The 19,290-nt window shown below is 57.5% G+C and carries 18 protein-coding genes; 5 read left to right on the top strand and 13 right to left on the bottom strand.

Annotation, left to right across the window (positions count from 1 at the left end; translation table 11 throughout):
* Positions 1-48: 48 nt before the first annotated feature.
* Positions 49-963 carry a LysR substrate-binding domain-containing protein gene (locus AC14IB_RS03535; RefSeq protein WP_484230586.1) on the top strand — a complete coding sequence of 305 codons (915 nt, stop codon included), beginning with the start codon at positions 49-51 and terminating at the stop codon, positions 961-963.
* A 76-nt stretch (positions 964-1,039) separates the two neighbouring features.
* On the opposite strand, the gene rpoD is transcribed toward AC14IB_RS03535, so the two are convergent.
* From rpoD to rpsU, 4 genes are all read right to left on the bottom strand, one after another.
* Positions 1,040-2,977, bottom strand: coding sequence for an RNA polymerase sigma factor RpoD (gene rpoD, locus AC14IB_RS03530; protein WP_484230585.1), 1,938 nt, complete (start codon positions 2,975-2,977; stop codon positions 1,040-1,042).
* A gap of 78 nt (positions 2,978-3,055) precedes the next feature.
* Positions 3,056-5,077: a DNA primase gene (gene dnaG / locus AC14IB_RS03525; protein WP_484230584.1), complete on the bottom strand. Its 2,022-nt coding sequence runs from the start codon at positions 5,075-5,077 to the stop codon at positions 3,056-3,058.
* 74 nt (positions 5,078-5,151) lie between these two features.
* Positions 5,152-5,595, bottom strand: a complete 444-nt coding sequence (locus AC14IB_RS03520; protein ID WP_068857968.1) for a GatB/YqeY domain-containing protein — start codon at positions 5,593-5,595, stop codon at positions 5,152-5,154.
* 78 nt (positions 5,596-5,673) lie between these two features.
* Positions 5,674-5,889 (bottom strand): 30S ribosomal protein S21, encoded by a 216-nt coding sequence (rpsU, locus tag AC14IB_RS03515; RefSeq protein WP_068857969.1) that lies wholly within the window; start codon positions 5,887-5,889, stop codon positions 5,674-5,676.
* A 141-nt stretch (positions 5,890-6,030) separates the two neighbouring features.
* Between rpsU and tsaD the strand changes: the two genes are divergently transcribed.
* Positions 6,031-7,053: a tRNA (adenosine(37)-N6)-threonylcarbamoyltransferase complex transferase subunit TsaD gene (gene tsaD, locus AC14IB_RS03510; RefSeq protein ID WP_484230583.1), complete on the top strand. Its 1,023-nt coding sequence runs from the start codon at positions 6,031-6,033 to the stop codon at positions 7,051-7,053.
* A 7-nt stretch (positions 7,054-7,060) separates the two neighbouring features.
* Here tsaD and plsY read toward each other — a convergent pair whose 3' ends face one another.
* Positions 7,061-7,648 (bottom strand): glycerol-3-phosphate 1-O-acyltransferase PlsY, encoded by a 588-nt coding sequence (plsY, locus tag AC14IB_RS03505; RefSeq protein WP_484230582.1) that lies wholly within the window; start codon positions 7,646-7,648, stop codon positions 7,061-7,063.
* 100 nt (positions 7,649-7,748) lie between these two features.
* Here plsY and folB point away from each other — a divergent pair, with 100 nt between their 5' ends.
* Complete coding sequence (gene folB, locus AC14IB_RS03500) at positions 7,749-8,108, top strand: dihydroneopterin aldolase (RefSeq protein ID WP_068857972.1); 360 nt, start codon at positions 7,749-7,751, stop codon at positions 8,106-8,108.
* Between the two features lie 3 nt (positions 8,109-8,111).
* Here the strand turns inward: folB and AC14IB_RS03495 are convergent, their stop codons facing one another.
* The 6 genes from AC14IB_RS03495 to pdxA are packed head-to-tail and all read right to left on the bottom strand — an operon-like array spanning position 8,112 to position 13,204.
* The gene (locus AC14IB_RS03495) at positions 8,112-8,873 is read right to left on the bottom strand and encodes a pteridine reductase (RefSeq protein WP_484230581.1); all 762 of its coding nucleotides are present in this window, start codon (positions 8,871-8,873) and stop codon (positions 8,112-8,114) included.
* Between the two features lie 12 nt (positions 8,874-8,885).
* A complete protein-coding gene (locus AC14IB_RS03490) occupies positions 8,886-10,145 on the bottom strand; it encodes a multifunctional CCA addition/repair protein (protein ID WP_484230580.1) in 1,260 nt (419 codons plus the stop codon).
* Positions 10,142-10,966 (bottom strand): symmetrical bis(5'-nucleosyl)-tetraphosphatase, encoded by an 825-nt coding sequence (locus tag AC14IB_RS03485; RefSeq protein WP_484230579.1) that lies wholly within the window; start codon positions 10,964-10,966, stop codon positions 10,142-10,144. Before AC14IB_RS03485 ends, AC14IB_RS03490 begins: the two co-directional genes overlap by 4 nt.
* A gap of 12 nt (positions 10,967-10,978) precedes the next feature.
* The gene (gene apaG / locus AC14IB_RS03480; protein WP_484230578.1) at positions 10,979-11,374 is read right to left on the bottom strand and encodes a Co2+/Mg2+ efflux protein ApaG; all 396 of its coding nucleotides are present in this window, start codon (positions 11,372-11,374) and stop codon (positions 10,979-10,981) included.
* On the bottom strand, positions 11,371-12,201 hold the full coding sequence (gene rsmA, locus AC14IB_RS03475; RefSeq protein ID WP_484230577.1) for a 16S rRNA (adenine(1518)-N(6)/adenine(1519)-N(6))-dimethyltransferase RsmA: 831 nt from the start codon (positions 12,199-12,201) through the stop codon (positions 11,371-11,373). Before rsmA ends, apaG begins: the two co-directional genes overlap by 4 nt.
* Positions 12,202-12,214: 13 nt before the next feature.
* Positions 12,215-13,204, bottom strand: a complete 990-nt coding sequence (gene pdxA / locus AC14IB_RS03470) for a 4-hydroxythreonine-4-phosphate dehydrogenase PdxA (protein ID WP_484230576.1) — start codon at positions 13,202-13,204, stop codon at positions 12,215-12,217.
* A gap of 285 nt (positions 13,205-13,489) precedes the next feature.
* Between pdxA and AC14IB_RS03465 the strand changes: the two genes are divergently transcribed.
* Together AC14IB_RS03465 and AC14IB_RS03460 are read left to right on the top strand one after the other, a co-directional pair.
* Positions 13,490-14,566, top strand: coding sequence for a sensor histidine kinase (locus AC14IB_RS03465; RefSeq protein WP_484230575.1), 1,077 nt, complete (start codon positions 13,490-13,492; stop codon positions 14,564-14,566).
* The gene (locus AC14IB_RS03460) at positions 14,563-15,246 is read left to right on the top strand and encodes a response regulator (RefSeq protein ID WP_484230574.1); all 684 of its coding nucleotides are present in this window, start codon (positions 14,563-14,565) and stop codon (positions 15,244-15,246) included. The genes AC14IB_RS03465 and AC14IB_RS03460 overlap by 4 nt, the downstream gene beginning before the upstream one ends.
* Here the strand turns inward: AC14IB_RS03460 and AC14IB_RS03455 are convergent.
* Entirely contained in the window at positions 15,243-16,646 is a 1,404-nt protein-coding gene (locus AC14IB_RS03455) for a peptidylprolyl isomerase (RefSeq protein WP_484230573.1), read from the bottom strand. The genes AC14IB_RS03460 and AC14IB_RS03455 overlap by 4 nt on opposite strands.
* Entirely contained in the window at positions 16,646-19,264 is a 2,619-nt protein-coding gene (locus AC14IB_RS03450) for an LPS-assembly protein LptD (RefSeq protein ID WP_484230572.1), read from the bottom strand. The genes AC14IB_RS03455 and AC14IB_RS03450 overlap by 1 nt, the downstream gene beginning before the upstream one ends.
* Between the last annotated feature and the right edge of the window lie 26 nt (positions 19,265-19,290).

The following is a 19,290-nucleotide window of genomic DNA, read 5'->3' as shown; positions in this document are numbered from 1 at the left end:
TCATAATTTTAAGATTATTAGTGAAATTATTTCACTTATGGTTCGTTCATGGATATTCGTCAGCTCCGCACCTTGAAGGCCATCCACGATACCGGTTCGTTGGTTGCCGCCGCTGAGCGCCTGCATCTGACGCAGTCCGCGCTATCGCACCAGTTACGTGAGCTGGAGGCGGAAGTGGATGCCGTGGTGCTGATTCGCAAGACGCGTCCGCCGCGCTTCACCCAGATCGGCGAGCGCTTGCTGGCGCTGGCGGATACCGTGCTGCAGGCCTTGCGCGAGGCTGAGCGCGACATCATCAAGCTGCGCGGCGGTCAGGCGGGTCGTCTGATCATGGCCATCGAGTGCCACAGTTGCTACGAGTGGTTGATGCCGACGCTAAACATCTTTCGTCAGCACTGGCCCGAGGTCGAAATTGACTTCCAGAGTGGCTTTCACGGCGATGCCCAGGATGATCTGCGAAACAGCCGTCTCGATTGGGTGGTCACTTCCAACCCCAGCCAGGTGCCAGGCATCAGCTATCAGCCGTTGTTCCAGTACGAGCCCTTGCTGGTGCTGAGCAATACCCATGCTCTGAACCAGAAGCGCGACCTTGTGCCGGCGGACTTGGCTGAGGAAACACTGATCACCTATCCCGTGGATAGCGACAGATTGGATATTTTCCAGCACTTCCTGACGCCGGCGGGTGTGATGCCGGCTAAGCTGCGGAGTACCGAGCTGACGCTGATGATGGTGCAGCTGGTGGCCAGTGGGCGTGGCGTGGCTGCGCTGCCGAGCTGGGCGGCGGCGGAGTATGTGGCACGAGGTTGGGTGAAGACGCGGCCGCTGGGCAGCGAGCCGGTGTGGTGCACGCTTTACGCAGCGATTCGCGAAGAAGACGTGGCCTTGCCGTATATGCAGGATCTGCTGACGACCATCCGCGACTGTAGCCAGCAGTTTCTCTCAGGCATCCGGCCCGCCCCCTGACGCTTGGCTGCTGCTATAAAAAAGGACCCCGAAGGGCCCTTTTTTATTCACCAAGCATTCATTAATCGCATGCAGCTCACTCGCTATCGAGGAATGAACGCAGGTGCTCCGAGCGGCTCGGGTGACGCAGCTTACGCAGCGCCTTGGCTTCGATCTGACGAATACGCTCACGGGTCACATCGAACTGCTTGCCGACTTCTTCCAGCGTGTGATCGGTATTCATGTCGATACCGAAACGCATGCGCAGCACCTTGGCCTCGCGCGGCGTTAGGTTTTCCAACACTTCGCGGGTGGCTTCGCGCAGGCCTTCGGCGGTGGCGGCATCGATCGGCGAGGTCATCAGCGTGTCCTCGATGAAGTCGCCCAGGTGGCTGTCTTCATCGTCGCCAATCGGCGTTTCCATGGAGATCGGCTCTTTCGCGATCTTCAGTACCTTGCGCACTTTGTCTTCCGGCATTTCCAAGCGCTCGCCCAGTTCTTCTGGCGTCGGCTCGCGACCCATCTCCTGCAACATCTGGCGTGACACGCGATTGAGCTTGTTGATGGTCTCGATCATGTGCACCGGAATACGGATGGTGCGCGCCTGGTCGGCGATGGAGCGAGTGATGGCCTGACGAATCCACCAGGTGGCATAGGTCGAGAACTTGAAGCCGCGACGGTATTCGAACTTGTCCACGGCCTTCATGAGGCCAATGTTGCCTTCCTGGATCAGATCGAGGAACTGCAGGCCACGGTTGGTGTACTTCTTGGCAATCGAGATCACCAGACGCAGGTTGGCCTCGACCATTTCTTTCTTGGCGCGACGTGCCTTGGCTTCACCGACGCTGACGCGGCGGCTGATGTCTTTGATTTCGGACACCGAAATGGTGTGCGCGGTTTCCAAATCGATCATGTTTTGCTGGGCACGAATGATGTCTTCGCGCTGAACATCCAAGGCTTTAGCGAGTGTTTTGCGCTTGGCAATTTCGTCGTCTAACCATGATAAGTTAGTTTCGTTGCCGGGGAAGTCCTGTAGGAACATGGAGCGTTCCATGCGGGCGCGACGCACACAGGAGATCATGATGGCGCGCTCTTGCGCACGCACCGTATCGACGCTGCTACGGATGTGTTCAGCAATGCCATCGTAGACGCGCGGGGTGAGCTTAAACATCATGAAGATGTCGGCCAGCTCTTTCATGTTGGTTTGCCAAGCCTTGGCGGAGCGACCGGTGCGGCCTTTCGCCTTCTCGGTCTTTTCCGCTTGCGTACGCAGAGCTTCGAAGCGTTCGCGCACCATCTCCATATCGAGACCAGTGTCGGCTTCTTCCTCTTCGGCATCGCCTTCTACTGCGGCTTCTTCTTCTTCGCCCACGACTTTAGCAACGGCGCCTTCGCCAACCACCAGCTCTTCTTCGTCGCCTTCAGGCAAAGAGATCGGTGCCGCAACAGGCAGGTCGGGATCTAAGAAACCGGCAATGACGTCGCCAATACGGCGCTCGCCAGCTTCAACCGCATCAAATTCGGAAATGAGTAAATCCACAGCACCAGGCCAGTAGGCCATGGCATGCAGCACATCGCGAATGCCATCTTCTATGCGCTTGGCAATGGCAATTTCGCCCTCGCGGGTCAGCAGCTCGACGGTACCCATTTCGCGCATGTACATGCGTACGGGGTCGGTGGTGCGGCCCGGTTCATTTTCCACGGAGGCCAACACAGCAGCGGCTTCTTCCGCTGCCAGATCGTCGTCGCGGGCTTCCGGTGTTTCTTCGCGCATCAGCTCATCGGCTTCTGGTGCGCGCTCATGCACAGGAATGCCGAGGTCGATCAACATCTGAATGATGTCTTCGATCTGTTCGCTTTCAGTAACAGTTTCCGGGAGATGGTCGTTAACTTCGCTGAAGGTCAGGAAGCCTTGTTCTTTACCCTTGGCGATCAGCGCCGCAAGTAATGAGTGACGCTGGTCAACGTTGTCGACCTCGGGCGTTTCATTTTCCGGTTTTTCGGGCTGTGCAGTATTGGTGTCGGTGCTGGTCATGCGGGCCCCCGGTTAAGCCTGTGCAAAATAAGAGCGGAATTATACCCGCAAGTGACTGAATTTGTCAGTAGAGCAAGCTTAGGTCGATGCTTCGCTTGCGGCCTGACGTTGAAGTTCAGCGTGTTGTCTTTTGATGTCAGTCAGCGCTTGCAAGATGCTGCGATCTGGTTGGTGTTGTAGTTGTTTGTTGAGGCGGTCGGCCTCTAATTCAAGGGCGCGTAGTCTCAGGCGGTAAGTGAGATGACGCGCTTCAATCTCAGGGTCCGCTGGCGTGAGCAGCCAAGCTTCTGCAGCAATAGCCGCAAGTGCATCACCTTCCGGCGTGCCGTGCCAGCTGCCGAGCAGGGCGGCCAAGCTGCGATCAGGGTCGCGCTGCAAGTCATGCAGTAATGCGTGCAGGACACTGGATTCAGGGTCATCAAGCGTGAGTAAAAGATCTTCGGGCCAGCGTGCGGCAAGCTTGGGTGCCTGAAGCAGCAGGCGAATCGTCTGCGCCGACAAAGAACGTAGTGCAGGGGGCTGCGTGCGCTCACGACGGGGCGTGAAGGGCTGCTTTTTGTCGTTACGACTAAATTTAGTCTCACCAAAAGTACCTTTACGCGCACCGAACTTGGGTGGATTTGCGTGTTGTTGGTCTTCGTGGTGCAGCCAAGCCATCGCGTCGGCATCTTCATCGGGGCCATGAGCCCAGTAGGGTTCATCCGAGCTCTGAGAGTCGCTTGTCGTGGCGGGCGGCTGTGCGCTGTACTGCGTGGTATCCACTGCCGCTTGCTGTTGCTGAACCACTTTCTGGACAGCGCGTTGGTTTAGCTGTTTTTCAATGACATCAACACTGAGCTCGGTTAGTTCACTGAGGCGTTGCAATAGCAGCGTTTTAAATAGGCTCTCGGGCACCAGAGCGAGCAAAGGTAACGCTTCGTTAGCAAGCTTTGAGCGCCCCTCCAGTGAAGTGAGCGTAATGCCCTCACTTAAATGTCGGAACAATTGCTCGGTGAGGGGTACGGAGTCAGCCTCAATTCGCGCCCGAAAGAGTTCAGGACCTTCGCGTCGGACCAGGCTGTCGGGGTCTTCCCCATCGGGTAAAAACAGAAAGCGGGCGCTAACGCCATCTTTTAAAGCGGGCAGGGCATTTTCTAGGGCACGCCAAGCCGCGCGGCGTCCGGCATTGTCGCCATCGAAGCAAAACACCACATCCGAAACAACCCGAAACAAGCGCTCGATATGGGCGGTGCTGGTGGCCGTGCCTAACGTTGCGACCGCTTCAGGAATGCCATTTTGGGCGAGAGCAACCACGTCCATATAGCCTTCCACGACCAAGAGTCGCGAGAGTTTGCCGGACTGGCGCGCCTCATACAGACCATAGAGCTCTTGGCCCTTATGGAAGACGGGTGACTCGGGGGAGTTCAGATACTTGGGCTTATCGTCATTGAGTACACGACCGCCAAAGGCGATGACGCGGCCACGGAAATCGCGGATCGGGAAGATCACGCGGTCGCGCAGGGCATCGTAGACGGAGTTGCGCTGCTCATTACGAATGAGCAAGCCGGCTTGCAACAGACGCTCGTTGGCAACAGGGTCTTGGCCTAAGTTCTGCAGCAGGTTATCCCAGCCGGGTGGGGCGTAGCCGAGACGAAAATGTTTTGCCACGGCGCCAGTGACACCGCGCTTTTTCAGGTAGCTCACGGCGCGATCACGCGCGGGGGCTTGGCGCAATTGCTGCTCGAAAAATTGCGCGGCTGATTCCAAGGCATCGTACAGGGGCTGTTGGGTATCTCGCGAGCTGTTGCCAGCTTCTCGGGTTTCGGGCAGTGTCATGCCGGCTTGGCCAGCCAGCTGTTTCAGGCCGTCCATGAATTCCAGACGATCATGCTCGATGAGAAAGCTCAGGGCATTGCCGGAGGCGCCACAACCAAAACAGTAGTAGAACTGCTTTTCGCGGTTGACGGTAAAGGAGGGCGACTTTTCTTGGTGGAATGGGCAGCAGGCGGCGTAATTCTTGCCGGCGCGTTTAAGTTTTACGCGGGCATCAATCAGATCAACGATATCGGTGCGCAGCAGCACTTCATCAATGAACGCTTGTGGAATTCGACCTGCAGACATGTCAGCTCGAGTCAGAAAAAGGCAATGCAGCAGTGTGCGATAGCATCACAAAGTGTGCAATGCAGGGCAAGGAATCAGCTGAGGCGAGTTTTCACTTGCTGAGAAAGCGCACCGACATCGGCGCGGCCTGCCACCATGGGGCGTAACAGGTTCATGACTTTGCCCATATCGCGAGCACTGGTGGCACCCGCTTCTGCAATAGCGGCAGAAATCAGCGATGCAAGTTCGGCATCACTTAAGGGCTCAGGCAAAAAAGTTTGCAAGATGGCAATTTCGGCCAGCTCTTTCACCGCCAATTCGGCACGACCACCTTGTTCAAAGGCAGCGGCAGATTCGCGACGTTGTTTCACCAGCTTTTCCAGCACAGCCAGTGATCGCGCATCGTCGAGCTCAATGCGCTCATCCACTTCAATTTGCTTGAACGCGGTTAGCGCCATGCGAACAACACCCAGACGATCTTTGTCTTGGGCGCGCATTGCGTCTTTCATGGCTTCGGTCAGGCGAGCTTTCAGAGACATGATGTAACCAGCATGCTAAAGGGATGCAACAACGAGAATTTCAGCGGGGCACATCGCATGATGCGCCCCGTGCTGAAATTAGTACAGGCGCTTAACCTTAACGGCTTCGCGTTGTACTTTCTTCGCGTGACGCTTTACAGCGGCAGCGGCTTTGCGCTTGCGCTCTTGCGTTGGCTTTTCGAAGAAATCACGCTTGCGCACGTCAGCCAGGACACCAGCCTTTTCACAGGAACGCTTGAAACGACGCAGGGCGACGTCAAACGGTTCGCCTTCTTTCACTTTAACTTGGGGCATGAATGCTCACCTGGGTTCAGAAATTCGATACGCCGACTGGGCGTGGGGCGCGGATTTTAGCCAGTTATCTTGCGAATGGCAAACCCCCTGTGTGCAGCGTTACACTGCGCGCCATCAAATAGCTTCAATTCAGGTGCCGAAATGCGTGTTTTGGGTATGGAAACTTCTTGCGATGAGACCGGCGTAGCGATTTATGACGATGCCGGCAGTGGGCAGTTACTGGCACATTGCCTCTATAGCCAAATCGATATGCATGCCGATTACGGCGGTGTTGTGCCGGAATTGGCCTCTCGCGATCACATCCGCAAAATGGTGCCGCTGGTGCGTGAGGTCATGGAGGCAGCGGGGTGCCAGCCGGGGGATATCGACGGCATTGCCTACACAGCAGGTCCTGGCTTGGCCGGTGCGCTGTTGACTGGGGCATTAATGGCACGCTCGCTGGCCTACGCCTGGGGTATCCCCGCGGTGCCGATACACCATATGGAAGGGCATTTGCTCGCCCCGTTGTTGGAGGCTGATCCCCCAGCCTTTCCGTTTGTGGCGTTGCTGGTGTCTGGTGGACATACCCAGCTCATGCGGGTCGATGGCATTGGTCGCTATGCCCTGCTCGGTGAATCGATTGATGATGCCGCGGGCGAGGCCTTTGATAAGGTCGCGAAAATGTTAGGGCTGAGTTATCCCGGTGGGCCGGCGGTTGCTCGCCTGGCGCAGACAGGGCGGGATGATGCGTTTAAGTTTCCGCGCCCGATGCTCGACCGACCCGGCCTCGATTTCTCGTTTAGCGGCTTGAAAACAGCGGTGCTCACCGCACGTCAGCAAACGGAGGACTACCCCAATAAAACGGCGGATATCTGTGCCAGCTTTGAGGCCGCGGCGGTAGATACGTTAATTCGTAAATGCATTCGCGCAATGCAAGAAACAGGCTTAAAGCGCATCGTCTTGGCGGGTGGCGTAAGTGCAAATAAGCGCTTACGTTCAGAGCTCGCGGAGGCGTTAAAGCCAATGCAGGCTAAGGCCTTTTACCCTGCACCCGAATTCTGCACAGACAATGGCGCGATGATTGCGTTTGCTGGCTGTCAGCGCTTACGGGCGGGTGAATCGGTTGGTTTAGGCGTGAGTGTGAGAGCGCGATGGCCGATGACGGAGCTGTCGGCCATCGGTTGAGCGATGCTTATTTAAAGCGCCGTTCAGTGCCTTTAAGCAGTGACACAATATTACTTTTATGGCGAGCCAGTAGTAGCACGCTCATGCCAACTACGCCGAGCATGGCTTGAGGCATGAGCCAGCTCGCCAGAAAAGGCGCGGCAATAAACGCAGTAATCGCCCCCACGGAAGAAATCCGCGTTAAGGCAAATCCGGCAACCCACAGTAGCACCACCGTCAAACCCAAACCCCAGTGAAGACTGAGCATCACGCCAAGCGCCGTGGCCACGCCTTTGCCGCCCTCAAAGCGGAAAAAGACCGGGTAGAGATGGCCTAGGAAAGCGGCAATACCAACGGCACTGAGCAAGACATCACTCATGCCATACTCGCGCGCTAGGAGCACGGGGATGACCCCTTTCAGCATGTCGCCGGTAAGGGTAAGCAAGGCAGCAGGTTTGCCGCCCAAGCGCAAAACATTGGTGGTGCCGGGGTTGCCGGAGCCGTCTGTGCGAGGGTCAGGCAGCCCCATCAAACGACAAACGATGATCGCCGCCGAGACAGAGCCCAGCAGATAAGCGAGAATCAGCGCCGTACAGGCAATTAGGTCGGGGCTCATGTCTGCTCCATGACTGAAAATGAATAAGTTGCAGTATCGCAGCTTGGCAAAAAACCTGTCGCAATCCTAGCAAGACAACCTGCGCGCGACGAGGCAACGAATGGATATTGTTTACATCCGAGATTTCAAACTCGAGACAGTCATCGGCATGTTCCAGTGGGAGCGCCGCATTAAACAGACCTTGAGTTTGGACTTGGAGATGGGCTGGGATATTCGCGCCGCAGCGGCTAGCGATGCCATTGCCGATGCGCTGGACTACAAGGCGGTATCGCAGCGTTTAAAAGCGCATGTGGAGACGGCGCATTACGAGCTGGTTGAGACGTTAGCGGAATCGATCTGGACCATCTTGCGAGAGGAGTTTCAGGTGCCCTGGATGCGACTGCGTGTCAGCAAGCCGGGCGCCGTGCGTGGCGCTCAGGACGTAGGTGTACTCATTGAGCGCGGTCAGCGCACGAGCTAAGCCTTAGCCCCAGACGCTGCGTCCACCATCTACCGCGATGATTTGGCCGCTGATGTAATCGCTGCCTTCAATCAGGAAGGCAATGGTGTCGGCGATGCTATCAAAACCGCCGACGCGCCCCAGTGGCACGCTGGCCAGAATTTTTTCTTGCAGTACCGGCGACATTTCGCCACTGCCCTCAGGCCACGCAATCGCCCCCGGCGCAACGCCATTAACGCGCACGCAGGGAGCCAGCTCTTTGGCGAGCGACTTTGTCATGGCCCCTAATGCGGCTTTCGCCATGCAATAGACCGTGTGCTCTGCTAGCGGGAACTCGGCATGAATATCAATGACATTGACGATGCTGCCCCGAGCGCTAGCTTGGAGGGCGGGAGTTAAGGCCTGGCTGAGAAAAAAGGGCGCGCGAGCGTTGCTGGCAAACAGGTCATCCCACTGCGCTTGTGAGGTTGTTCCTACGGGGGTGGGGTAGAACGAAGAGGCGTTATTCACTAGGGCGTCTAATCGCCCATAGGCATCAATGCTGGCGACTGCCAACGCGGTCACGGCACTGGCATTGCTCAGGTTGGCAATGAGCACACGGGCGCTGTCCGGGCGAAAAGCGTTGAGCTCATCGGCGAGCAGGTGAGCGGTGCGCTGTGAGTGAAAGCAATGTAGTAGCACGCGCCAGCCCTGTCGGTGCAGACGCCGTGCGGTGGCGGCACCGACGCGACGACCGGCACCGGTAATGAGCACTACGCGAGCATTTAACGGATCGTCATGAGTCATGGGCATCTCGTTTTAGCCTGGGCGAGGGCTCAGGTGTCGATAGTGGTTACGATAATCGGTGAGTTGACTCAGGCGTTGTTCGGCAATGGCTTTTGCCATATCAGCGCCTTTGAGGCCTTGGGCCAGCAGTGCAGGCATGTCGACCTGAGTGGCAGCAAATGCACCGAGCCAGTAATCCCGCTGCCAATAATCACGATCTTCCAAGCCGGTGCGGCCACGTGCATCCGCTTCACAGGCAGTCAGGAAGTCGGCAAAGCGTTCGGGGCGACGCCAAGCATCCAACAACGTCAATTTGCGCAGCAGCGTGTCTGGGCGTAATTCATCGGCGCGATGACAGTCGAGATGCCACTCGCCCACCAGCAGCGCCAGTTCCTGCCAGGCCTTGGGTGCGCGCAGGCGTTGGCCGATCGCGCGAATCAAAGGCAGGCCACGCGCTTCGTGGCCGGTATGGCGGGGCAGCACATCCGTGGGCGTGAGGCCTTTGCCAACATCATGGAGCAAGACGGCGTAACGTATCGCGGCATCGGTCGTTAGTCGCTCGGCTTGTTGCAGACTGAGCAGGGTGTGCAGGCCCGTATCCACTTCCGGGTGATAGTCGGCGCGCTGCGGAACGCCAAAGAGATGACTCACTTCCGGCAGCAAAATGGCAAGCGCACCGCAGTCCTGTAGGACATCAAAAAATACATCGGGGCGCGGCCCCGCCAATGCGCGTGACATCTCCTGCCAAACGCGCTCGGGTGTTAGCGTTTGCAGCTCGCCGCTGCGACTGAGCTGCTGCATCAGAGCAAAAGTTTCTGGCGCAATACGAAAACCTAGGGGTTTAAAGCGTGCCGCAAAGCGGGCAACACGGAGTACGCGCAAGGGGTCTTCGACGAAAGCTGGTGAGACATGGCGAAGCAGTCTTGCTGCCAGGTCCTGTTGCCCTCCACAAGGGTCGATGATGTTGCCATCGTCGAGTTCAGCCATGGCATTGATGGTCAGGTCGCGGCGTTGCAAGTCCGCCTCCAGCGTGACATCCGGCGAGAAATCACACATGAAGCCGTTATAGCCACTGCCGTGTTTGCGCTCGGTGCGAGCCAGCGCATATTCAGCCTGTGTTTGTGGGTGCAGGAAGACGGGGAATTCGTTGCCGACCTGGCGATAGCCCTGTGCCAGCAAGTCCTCTGGCGTGGCACCCACCACGACCCAGTCAATATCGACCACATCCAGGCCGAGCAGGCGATCCCGGACAGCGCCGCCGACGCGATAGGCTTGATAGCGCTGGCCGCTCATTGCAACCCCGGACGGCTGTGGAAGCGTCGGCCGTCTTCCAGCCGGTAGGCCGTGAGGTGGTTGCCCCAGACGCAGCCAGTATCCAGCGCAATGCACTGCGGCTGATGCGTGATGCCAAGAATGGCGGCCCAGTGCCCGAAAATAATTCGGGCGCTGCCCAAGGCATGGAGGTCGGCGGCATACCAAGGCTTCAGGCCACTGGGCGCGGTATTCGGCGAGTCCTTGTGCAGGAAATCGAGTGCGCCATCGGCATGCAGCAGTCGCATGCGGGTAAAGACATTGGTGATGGCTCGCAGGCGCGTCGTGCCGGCCAGATCGTCGCGCCAGATGGCCGGTTCGTTACCGTACATGTTGGCGAGATAGCTCAGGGCATCTGCGCCGCGAAGTGCCACTTCGACTTCCTGCGCGTGATCGCGAGCCTGTGCGGGTGTCCAGCCTGGGAGCCAGCCTGCATGGCAAAGCACATGCGGCTGCGCGGCGACATCCGGCAGCTCAATCAACAGTGGCCGTGCTTGTAACCACGTCATGAGTGCCGTGCGATCGGATGCGTCGAGAATGGGGAGCGTGCCGTCTTTCGCTTTCAGCGTGGCCAGACCGTGATGGGCGGCTAAGAGGTGTAAATCGTGATTGCCGAGCACGGTGTCTGCCGCCGCACCGAGGTCATGGATTAGACGCAGCGTGCCTAAGGAATCGGGACCACGAGCAACCAGATCGCCAGCAAAGTAGAGCCGATCTTGTGCCGGGTCGAAGGCGATGGTGTCGAGCAGGTTTTCCAGCGCGGCGCGACAACCTTGCACATCGCCGATGGCATAGTGCGCCATGCAATCTGCCCCTTAGTTGAGTACGCGCGGAATGGCCAGCGTAAAGGCTGGGATGGGCGATTCAAAGCGCTCGCCAACTTCGTTGATCATGCCGTAGCTGCCATGCATGCTGCCGACGGGGGTTTCTAGCACAGAGCCGCTGGTGTATTCGAAATGCTCGCCCGGTGCCAATGTGGGCTGTTCGCCAATCACGCCATCGCCCCGAACTTCCTGCACGCGTGCCTCGGCGTCGGTGATGATCCAATGCCGAGTCAGCAATCGCGCGGTGCGGACGCCTTCGTTACGAATTCGAATATGGTAAGCAAATACATAGCGCTTCTCGGCCGGATTTGATGGCTCCGCCAAGTACTCACTGCGCACTTGAATGCTGATGCCATGGGCATCGACCGAATGCACTGATTGGCTCATGGTTTGGCTTCCGCTAACGCATTGGTGATTGCGACATAGTCTGCCACGGACAATGTCTCAGGGCGACTGGTCAGGTTGACACCCGTACTTCGCAGGATTTCTTCGGGGTAGCGTCCGAGTGCATTGCGTAAGGTCTTGCGGCGCATGGTGAAGGCCGCCATGACCACCTCTGCCAGCAGCTTCTCGTCGCGGCAGGGGTAGGGCAGCTCGCTGTAGGGTGTCAGGCGCACGATGGCTGAGGTCACTTTCGGGGGCGGACTAAAGGCTTCTGGTGGTACATCGAACAGCCATTCGGGCTGGCAACGGTACTGCACCATGACGGACAGGCGACCGTAATCGTTGCTGCCGGGCTCGGCACAAAGCCGATCAACCACTTCCTTTTGCAGCATGAAATGCATGTCGCGAATCACACCCACATGGTCCAGCAAATGAAAAATTAGGGGTGTGGAAATATTGTAGGGCAGGTTGCCGATGACACGGAGGTCTGCCCCACCCAGGGCGGTTGCTAGGGGGGCAAAGTCGAACAGAAGCGCGTCGCCACTGTGAATAACGAGCTCGCCCATGCCGGCCAAGGTGTTGGGCAGGCGCGCGGCCAAATCCCGGTCCAGCTCGACCACCTGCATATGCCCTAGCGCGGGCAACAACACCTTGGTCAGCGCACCTAGGCCAGGGCCGATTTCGACCACATTTTGCTCTGTGCTGGGTTGAAAGCTGGCCACGATTTGCTGAATAACACGGTCGTCACTGAGGAAGTTCTGGCCGAAGCGTTTGCGCGCGACGTGACCTTCAACAACGCGACTGCCTTTCTTGCCCTGCGGATGACTCATGGTGTGTGGCTCATTAAGTTCTGTTTCTGGCGTGAATCATGTGGATGGCTTCCTGAACGGCAGCATGAAGACTGCCAACTTCAGCCAGGCCGGTGCCGGCCAGCGAGAGTGCCGTGCCGTGATCTACAGAAGTACGAATGATGGGCAGGCCGAGTGTGATATTCACGGCTTCGCCAAAGCCGGCGTGCTTGAGCACGGGCAAGCCCTGATCGTGGTACATCGCGAGCACGGCATCGGCATCGGCGAGCAGGCGTGGCGTGAACAGTGTGTCGGCGGGCAGTGGACCGGACAGGTTCATGCCCTGGGCCCTGAGTTGATTCAGGGTAGGCTCAATCACCTCAATTTCTTCGCGACCGAGGTGGCCGGACTCACCGGCATGCGGGTTCAGACCAGCGACCAAAATGTGTGGGTCGGCGATGCCGAAGTTCCTGCGCAAGTCATGATGCAATATCTGCAGGACCTGCGTTAGACGTTCCGGGGTAATGGCATCCGCTACGTCGCGCAACGGCAGATGCGTGGTGGCCAACGCGACACGCAATCCGGGGCAGGCCAGCATCATCACCACGCGAGGCACATTGCAACGGGCTTGCAGGTATTCGGTGTGACCGCTAAACGCGATGCCGGCATCATTAATGACCGACTTCTGCACGGGGGCGGTAATCATGGCGGCAAACTCATCGCTCAGGCAGCCATCGCAGGCGCGATCTAGCGTCGCCAACACGGCGTGCGCGTTGCTGACATCCAGATGCCCCGGTCGTTCGGTGTTCGCGAGGGGAACTTGCGCCACTTTCAGGGTGCCCGGCACATGTGCTGACGCGGCACTGGAAGGGTCATGTGACAGTAGCGTTAACGGGAGCTTTAGCCGTTGTGCTGCTCGCGTCAATAACTGAGTATCTGTGATGGCAATGAGTTCAGCAGGCCAAGCGGATTGTGCAAGCATGACCAGCAGATCGGGGCCGATGCCAGCAGGTTCGCCTGGGGTTAATGCAAGTCGGGGGATCATCGGGGGAAATCACATCCTGCGCGTCGGTCATCCACTCTATTGTGCCATAGCCAACCTAAGAGGAGTGGACACCGACGTCGGACATGCAATGACAAGACTTGCCGCATAAGACTTATCACCGGTAACCAGGGGTCCAGTTGACGCTGCTGGGTACAGTTGGCATTGTCTTGGTAGTACGCGGTGTCGCCAAGTAAAAATCCCGTAAAACTTCTCATGCCACCCGCTGCTCGTACTGCCTAAGGGAGATTCGCTATCCGCCGCCTATGGCCACATGCCAAGCCTTATTTGCTTGCCTTAATTACGGTCGCCGCGGCGAGCGCTGCGTCGTGGTTCTTGCAGCGTTATGTGTCCCTGCCGAATTTGGTGTTGCTCTTTATGTTAGCCGTGGTCTCTGTGGCCTACGTGGCGGGTGGGCGAGCGGCGCTATTGGCTTCGGTATTAGCCAGTTTGGCTTATGCCGGGCTGTATTTGCCAATCGGCTATTTGGATGCTGCTGAGCTCAGTCAGTATGCGATCACGGCAGTCATCACCATGGCCATGAGCGTTTTCATTAGCCAGCTCACCACGCGTTGGCGAGATAAGGCCTTGGAGTCGGCGGAGCGGGCTCGTGAGCTGGATAGACTCTATCGCTACACGCGTGAGTTGGAGACAGAGCGGCTACGCAACTCCGTGCTCAGCGCGTTATCCCATGATTTGCGTACGCCGTTGGCGGGGTTAATTGGTGCGTCTTCATCACTCATGTCGGATGAGGTCGTGCTCACACCAGCCGCGCGACAAGGCTTAGTCAGTCTCATTTATGACGAGTCTCGGCGTATGCAGGCGCTAGTGGAGAATCTGTTGGAGCTGGCTCGATTAGAGTCTGGGCCCGTGACGTTGCAGCAAGACTGGCAAGCACTGGACGAAATTATTGGCGCTGTGATGCCGACGTGGCGTGCGCAGCTGGCGCCAAGGCAGATCACGCTGAGCCTGCCGGATGAATTGCCCTTGCTGCGTTTTGATCCGCGTTTGATTGAACGCGTGCTGGTGAACTTATTAGAGAACATCGGCAAGTACACTCCACCCGAAGCCCAAGTTGTCATTTCTACACAGGTTTTCGAGGATCGCGTGGAGCTCGCCATTGCGGATGACGGCCCCGGCTTTAGTGAAGAGCCGGACCAACTGTTTAAAAAGTTTTATCGCGGCGATAGCGCAGGCCCCATTCCAGGAGCGGGTTTGGGTCTCGCGATTTGTCGCGCCATTTTAGAGGCTCATCACGGGCATATTCGTGCGGCGCGTGGGCAACCTCGAGGGGCTGTTTTTATCTTGAGCTTGCCTCGGCCTACGCAAGCAAGCCCCATCACTCAGGATGAGGACGTGTCATGACGGTTGATATTCTCATCATCGAAGATGACCCCAGCTTGTCCCGATTTTTATCGACCACATTGACTGCACAAGGCTATGCCGTGACCACGGCCATGCGTGCCGATGAAGCACTTGCTCGGGTCGCCTTAGATGATCCGGCGCTTATTCTGCTCGATTTAGGATTGCCGGATGGCGATGGCTTAGCGCTGTTGCCGGAGCTGAAGTCACGCTGTGATGCGCAAGTGGTCGTGGTTTCTGCGCGTTCGCAAGAGTCCGATAAAATCAGTGCGCTCGATGCCGGTGCCGAGGACTACCTTACCAAGCCGTTTAGTGTGGCGGAGCTGTTAGCGCGCTTGCGCGTGGCGCAGCGCCGACGCCTAGAGGCGATACCGGTTACCCAACAATACGCGGTGGGTGCATTGCGTGTGGACTTGGAGAAGCATCAGGTTTGGCTGGCTGAGGAGGCGTTGAAGCTAACGCCAAAGGAGTTTCAGTTGCTGGCCATCTTGGCGCAGTCTCGGGGACGCGTGGTCACCCATGCCCAGTTACTGCAGGCTATTTGGGGCCGTCACCACAGTGATGACACGCATTATTTACGGATTTATTTGCGACAATTGCGGCAGAAGATAGAGCCGAACCCGAGTGAGCCTAGGTATTTGCTCACCGAGCCCGGCGTTGGCTATCGACTCGCGGACGCTTAGCGCGCGCCGCGATAGTCCACATAAGCCTCGGAGCGTAGTTCGCGCAGCCAGGCACCCAGCTCTTCGTCATAGGCTCGAGCAAAGAGAATTTGGCGAGCGCGGTCTTTCAAAATGCTGTCGCGCATATCCTGCTTACGCTCGCCCTCTACACGCAAAATGTGCCAACCAAAGCTGCTTAAAAACGGCTGGCTGATCTGACCTATGGGCGTCTTGCCAATCATGCGGTCGAATTCAGGCACCATATCGCCGGGTGATACCCAGCCTAAATCGCCACCCTTTACCGCGGAGCCTGGATCTTGCGACTGCAAGCGTGCCAGCTCAGCGAAGTCGGCTCCCTTGGTCAGTTGGCGATAGATGCCATCCATGACTTGGCGAACATCGTCGCTGGACTGCAAGTCATTAGGGCGCATCAGGATGTGCCGAACCTGGCGTTGGGCCACGACCGTGGTGGGTGCGGGCGGCGGCGGCGGTAGTACCGACTCAGGCGCTTTCAGCTCACGGCGATCGAGCAGCCAAAGCAAGTGCCAGCCGCGCGGCGAACGAACTAAGCTAGGCTCCGTTCCTGCAATGCGTTGCTTAATGGGTTCAATAAGCAACGTGGGCATGTCCTCAAGCGCACGCCAGCCCAAAGGCTCAATAGCCGCGTCGCTGGTTTTGCCTTTCAGGCTATCAATGGCTTCTTCGGGCGTTACACCCGTGCGTTGCACGGCAAGTAGTCGCTCCGCTAGGGCAGTGAGCTGTAGCTGTTTACGCGGGGATGCGTCTTCTTCCATGGGCACGAGAATTTGTGTCACTAGGAATTGTTGAACGGCGGGTTTGACCTCAGGCGCTACGGGCTTTGCTGCGGGCTTGAGTTGTTCATCCAGCTGACGATTGAGCTCGGAGCCTGCAGGTGTAGACATAAACTGAGCGATGTCGGCATCGCTGATGCGAATACGCTCACCCATGCGCCGTTGACGCAGGCGTTCAATGACTTGCTCACGCTCTACTGCGGCGCGAACGCCAGCGAAACTGGTTCCGGGCGTGGAGTCGAGCTGGCTACGGAACTTATCCAGTGTCATGCCGTTTTGGCGCGCCATGCCATTGAGTGTGGCAATCACGGCGGTGTCGTCAGCACGAATGCCATTACGCTCAGCCAGCTGCATTTGCAGGGTCTCAAGAATGAGCTGCTCACGTGCTTGCTGACGCAAGGTTTTATCGTCAGGAACGGCGGCTTTGCGCTGCTGAGCTTGGAAGCGGAGATCTGCAACTCGCGTGTCGATGTCGGAATTCAGGATGACACCATCATTCACAATAATCGCGATTTGATCTAAGGGTTTGGCGGCAGCCCAGAGGTTGCTCGAGAGGCCCGAAATCAATAGGGTCGAAGTAAATATGAGTTTTGTTAGCGGGCGCCACATTAGAAGCTGTCCTCAGTTTTTGCGAGTTGTGAGTAACCAATTACGTTGCGTTCGAGCAGGGCATCTACGCGACTGCCAATACCAGCAAGACCCTTCAGTGTCACTTCAATAAAGAATGTGCTGGAGTTGCGGTCGGTATTCGCTTGTGCGGTCGTGTCAGTCACGGCGATATAGCTGCGCCTAAACACACGCACCTGCCAGCAACACGACTCATAAGAGACACCGAATAATGCTTCCTGGGACTCCTCAGCCAGCAGGTCGTATTGCCAAAGGCCAATGACTTTCCAGTTCACTCCAAACGGTTGAACGAAGGACACTTGGCTTTGGCTTACCTGCTTCTGACCAATGGTGGGGTCGTCGCGGCGGAAGCGATAACCTGCGTTATACACGCGCCCGGCATTTAACGGTAAATAGCTCGCGCCTACGCTGTATTGCGTGAATTTGCTGTCGTCTGGGTTGAACAGGAAGTCCGCGTAGACGCTGGTTTCCTCATTAGCCCGCAGGGTGATGTTGCCGGCAAAATCCGAGCTGCTGGAAATGCCGGGCTGGCCAACGCCGGAGCTGCAGGCAATGGAACTTGAGCCCGTGCAGCTAATTGGCAGGGTGACTAAGCGATCCCGGAAATAGTAAATCTGGCCTAAAGACGCTTGCAGGTGTTCAAAACCGGTATCGTCGAGATGACGGGTGGTGACGCCGAGCGAGAGCTGGTGTGCGTCATCGATACGGTCGTTGCCCGAGAAGCGCGTGTCGCGGAATAGTTGGTCGTAACTAAACGTACGCGTTGCTGTATCGAACACAGGCAGTGACGATTGGTTTCGATACGGCGAGTACAAATACAGTGCCCGTGGTTCGAGCGTGACACTGCTTCCGTTGTCGCTAAAGCGTTCAAAGAACAGACCAGAATCTAGACTGAGCGTGGGTAAAGTGAAGCTCGGTGCATCGGCTTTGCCCGCGGTGCCACTGCCCGTTAAGGCGTACTGCAAGTGCGACACACGCACGCCAGGACGCACAAATCCCCAAGGCTGATTGAAGTCGTAGCGTAACTGTGGGTCCAAGCGTAAGCGCACGCCGTTCACTTCATCGGCACTGCCATCATTAATGCTGCGTTGGAAATTAGTGATTTCCGCGCGCAGTTGATGCTGCCAGCCCGGCATTAGCGACGGGTCTGTGGTGAGCAATATCTGAGGCAAGCGGGTGAAGGGCTTGTCACCATCCGCGAGCGTGGGATCCAGCGTTTGGAAGCCTTGAGCGCGCGCTAGAAGATGCCAATTGCCTTGGTCGTAACGGACGTCACCAACACGCTCTTGGTAGGTTTGGTTGGCAATTTCTAAGCCGCTACCCAAGTCTGTCAGATAAAATGGATCACTCACATAGTTCAGGTCCGTGCGGGCGCTCCAGCCACTGTCCCACTGCACATCATGACGGTAACGACCGGATTTACGGTCTTCGCCAGTTTGTTTGTCATTGGCTAAGAGGGCACCACTGATTTCGCCACGGCCCAAGCTCTCGGTGAGGTAGCGGAACTCACCCTTCATGAGCAGACCCCGCTGCGTGTAGAGCGTGGGGGTGAGGGTGGCGTCGTAGTTGGGGGCCAAGTTCAGGTAAATCGGCTGGGCGTAGACAAAGCCGCCATTGGTTGACGTACCAAAGTGCGGTGGTAGCAAGCCGGTTTGGCGTCTGTCGTCAATCGGGAAGCGAAAGTAAGGCGTGTATAGCACCGGCACATCATTAATGCGTAGCTTGGCATCGTAGACCTTGCCCACGCCCGTATTTGGATCGAGCACGATGTTGCTGGCGAGAAACGACCAGCTGCGCTGACCTGGCGCACAGGTGGTGTACATGCCTTGATCGATACGCATGGAGCCATCGCTGAAGCGACGAATGCGCTCGGCGCGACCATGCGCATGCATGCTGCTGGAAACAAATTCGCTGGATAGCAATTGCCCGGCAGAGGTGTTGACGTTAACGACGCCCTGATCGCCCGTAAGGAGCAAGCCGGGCTCAGCTAAGCGAATATTGCCATCGAAGCGTGCGTAGTCACGATCTTGGGTGAGGTAGCCACTGTCGGCCTCGACCAAGCGCCCGGACTGTTGTAGGCGTACTTGGCCCTCCAACACGGCTTCGCCATTGTCACGATAGCTCAGGCTATCCGCCATGGCCTTTACGTCGGATTCGTTGAGCTTGCCGGCAATCACGGACGGGCCAATGGGTGTAACCCAAGCGCCTTCGCAGGTGGCATCCATCGGCGGCTGATCAATGGCGGGTAATTGCGCGATCTCTGCACGCGTCAGCCAGCCTAGTCGTTCACCGGCGGTGTCAATGTTGGGCAGGCCTGCGTTGGGTTTGGGCGGTAGACTGGGTTCGGTGTTCGGCGCTGCTGCTGTTGCTAACGCTGCACTAGGGGCTGCCGGCACTGAGGTTGGCGTAGCGACGGAGGCTGGCTCCGATGATTCTTGCGCAGCATAAACTGGCAATCCGGCTATGCTGTCTTGGCCATAGCCAGGTGCTTGAGCGGCTGCCCACAGCGGCGCAGCAGACAGCGCTAAAATAGCAGCCGATAGCGGGCGTAGCTGCAAGCGCAGCAAACACGTATTTTTAGCACGACGGCAATCAGTCATGGCAGGAGTCGTTGGGTCATGTCAGG

The sequence above is a fragment of the Perlucidibaca sp. genome, from assembly GCF_057084925.1.
Note: the sequence above shows the minus strand (reverse complement) of the source record. Positions and strands in the feature narration are given on the sequence as shown.

What these genes read in the sequence shown, in the direction of transcription:
- AC14IB_RS03490 (WP_484230580.1), bottom strand. Translation starts at nt 10,145, where the DNA reads ATGAGCGGCCAGCGCTATCAAGCCTATCGCGTCGGCGGCGCTGTCCGG.
- AC14IB_RS03495 (WP_484230581.1), bottom strand. Translation starts at nt 8,873, where the DNA reads ATGACTCATGACGATCCGTTAAATGCTCGCGTAGTGCTCATTACCGGT.
- apaG (WP_484230578.1), bottom strand. Translation starts at nt 11,374, where the DNA reads ATGAGCCAATCAGTGCATTCGGTCGATGCCCATGGCATCAGCATTCAA.
- AC14IB_RS03460 (WP_484230574.1), top strand. Translation starts at nt 14,563, where the DNA reads ATGACGGTTGATATTCTCATCATCGAAGATGACCCCAGCTTGTCCCGA.
- AC14IB_RS03455 (WP_484230573.1), bottom strand. Translation starts at nt 16,646, where the DNA reads ATGTGGCGCCCGCTAACAAAACTCATATTTACTTCGACCCTATTGATT.
- rpsU (WP_068857969.1), bottom strand. Translation starts at nt 5,889, where the DNA reads ATGCCCCAAGTTAAAGTGAAAGAAGGCGAACCGTTTGACGTCGCCCTG.
- plsY (WP_484230582.1), bottom strand. Translation starts at nt 7,648, where the DNA reads ATGAGCCCCGACCTAATTGCCTGTACGGCGCTGATTCTCGCTTATCTG.
- rpoD (WP_484230585.1), bottom strand. Translation starts at nt 2,977, where the DNA reads ATGACCAGCACCGACACCAATACTGCACAGCCCGAAAAACCGGAAAAT.
- dnaG (WP_484230584.1), bottom strand. Translation starts at nt 5,077, where the DNA reads ATGTCTGCAGGTCGAATTCCACAAGCGTTCATTGATGAAGTGCTGCTG.
- tsaD (WP_484230583.1), top strand. Translation starts at nt 6,031, where the DNA reads ATGCGTGTTTTGGGTATGGAAACTTCTTGCGATGAGACCGGCGTAGCG.
- AC14IB_RS03485 (WP_484230579.1), bottom strand. Translation starts at nt 10,966, where the DNA reads ATGGCGCACTATGCCATCGGCGATGTGCAAGGTTGTCGCGCCGCGCTG.
- rsmA (WP_484230577.1), bottom strand. Translation starts at nt 12,201, where the DNA reads ATGAGTCATCCGCAGGGCAAGAAAGGCAGTCGCGTTGTTGAAGGTCAC.
- folB (WP_068857972.1), top strand. Translation starts at nt 7,749, where the DNA reads ATGGATATTGTTTACATCCGAGATTTCAAACTCGAGACAGTCATCGGC.
- AC14IB_RS03535 (WP_484230586.1), top strand. Translation starts at nt 49, where the DNA reads ATGGATATTCGTCAGCTCCGCACCTTGAAGGCCATCCACGATACCGGT.
- AC14IB_RS03520 (WP_068857968.1), bottom strand. Translation starts at nt 5,595, where the DNA reads ATGTCTCTGAAAGCTCGCCTGACCGAAGCCATGAAAGACGCAATGCGC.
- AC14IB_RS03450 (WP_484230572.1), bottom strand. Translation starts at nt 19,264, where the DNA reads ATGACTGATTGCCGTCGTGCTAAAAATACGTGTTTGCTGCGCTTGCAG.
- pdxA (WP_484230576.1), bottom strand. Translation starts at nt 13,204, where the DNA reads ATGATCCCCCGACTTGCATTAACCCCAGGCGAACCTGCTGGCATCGGC.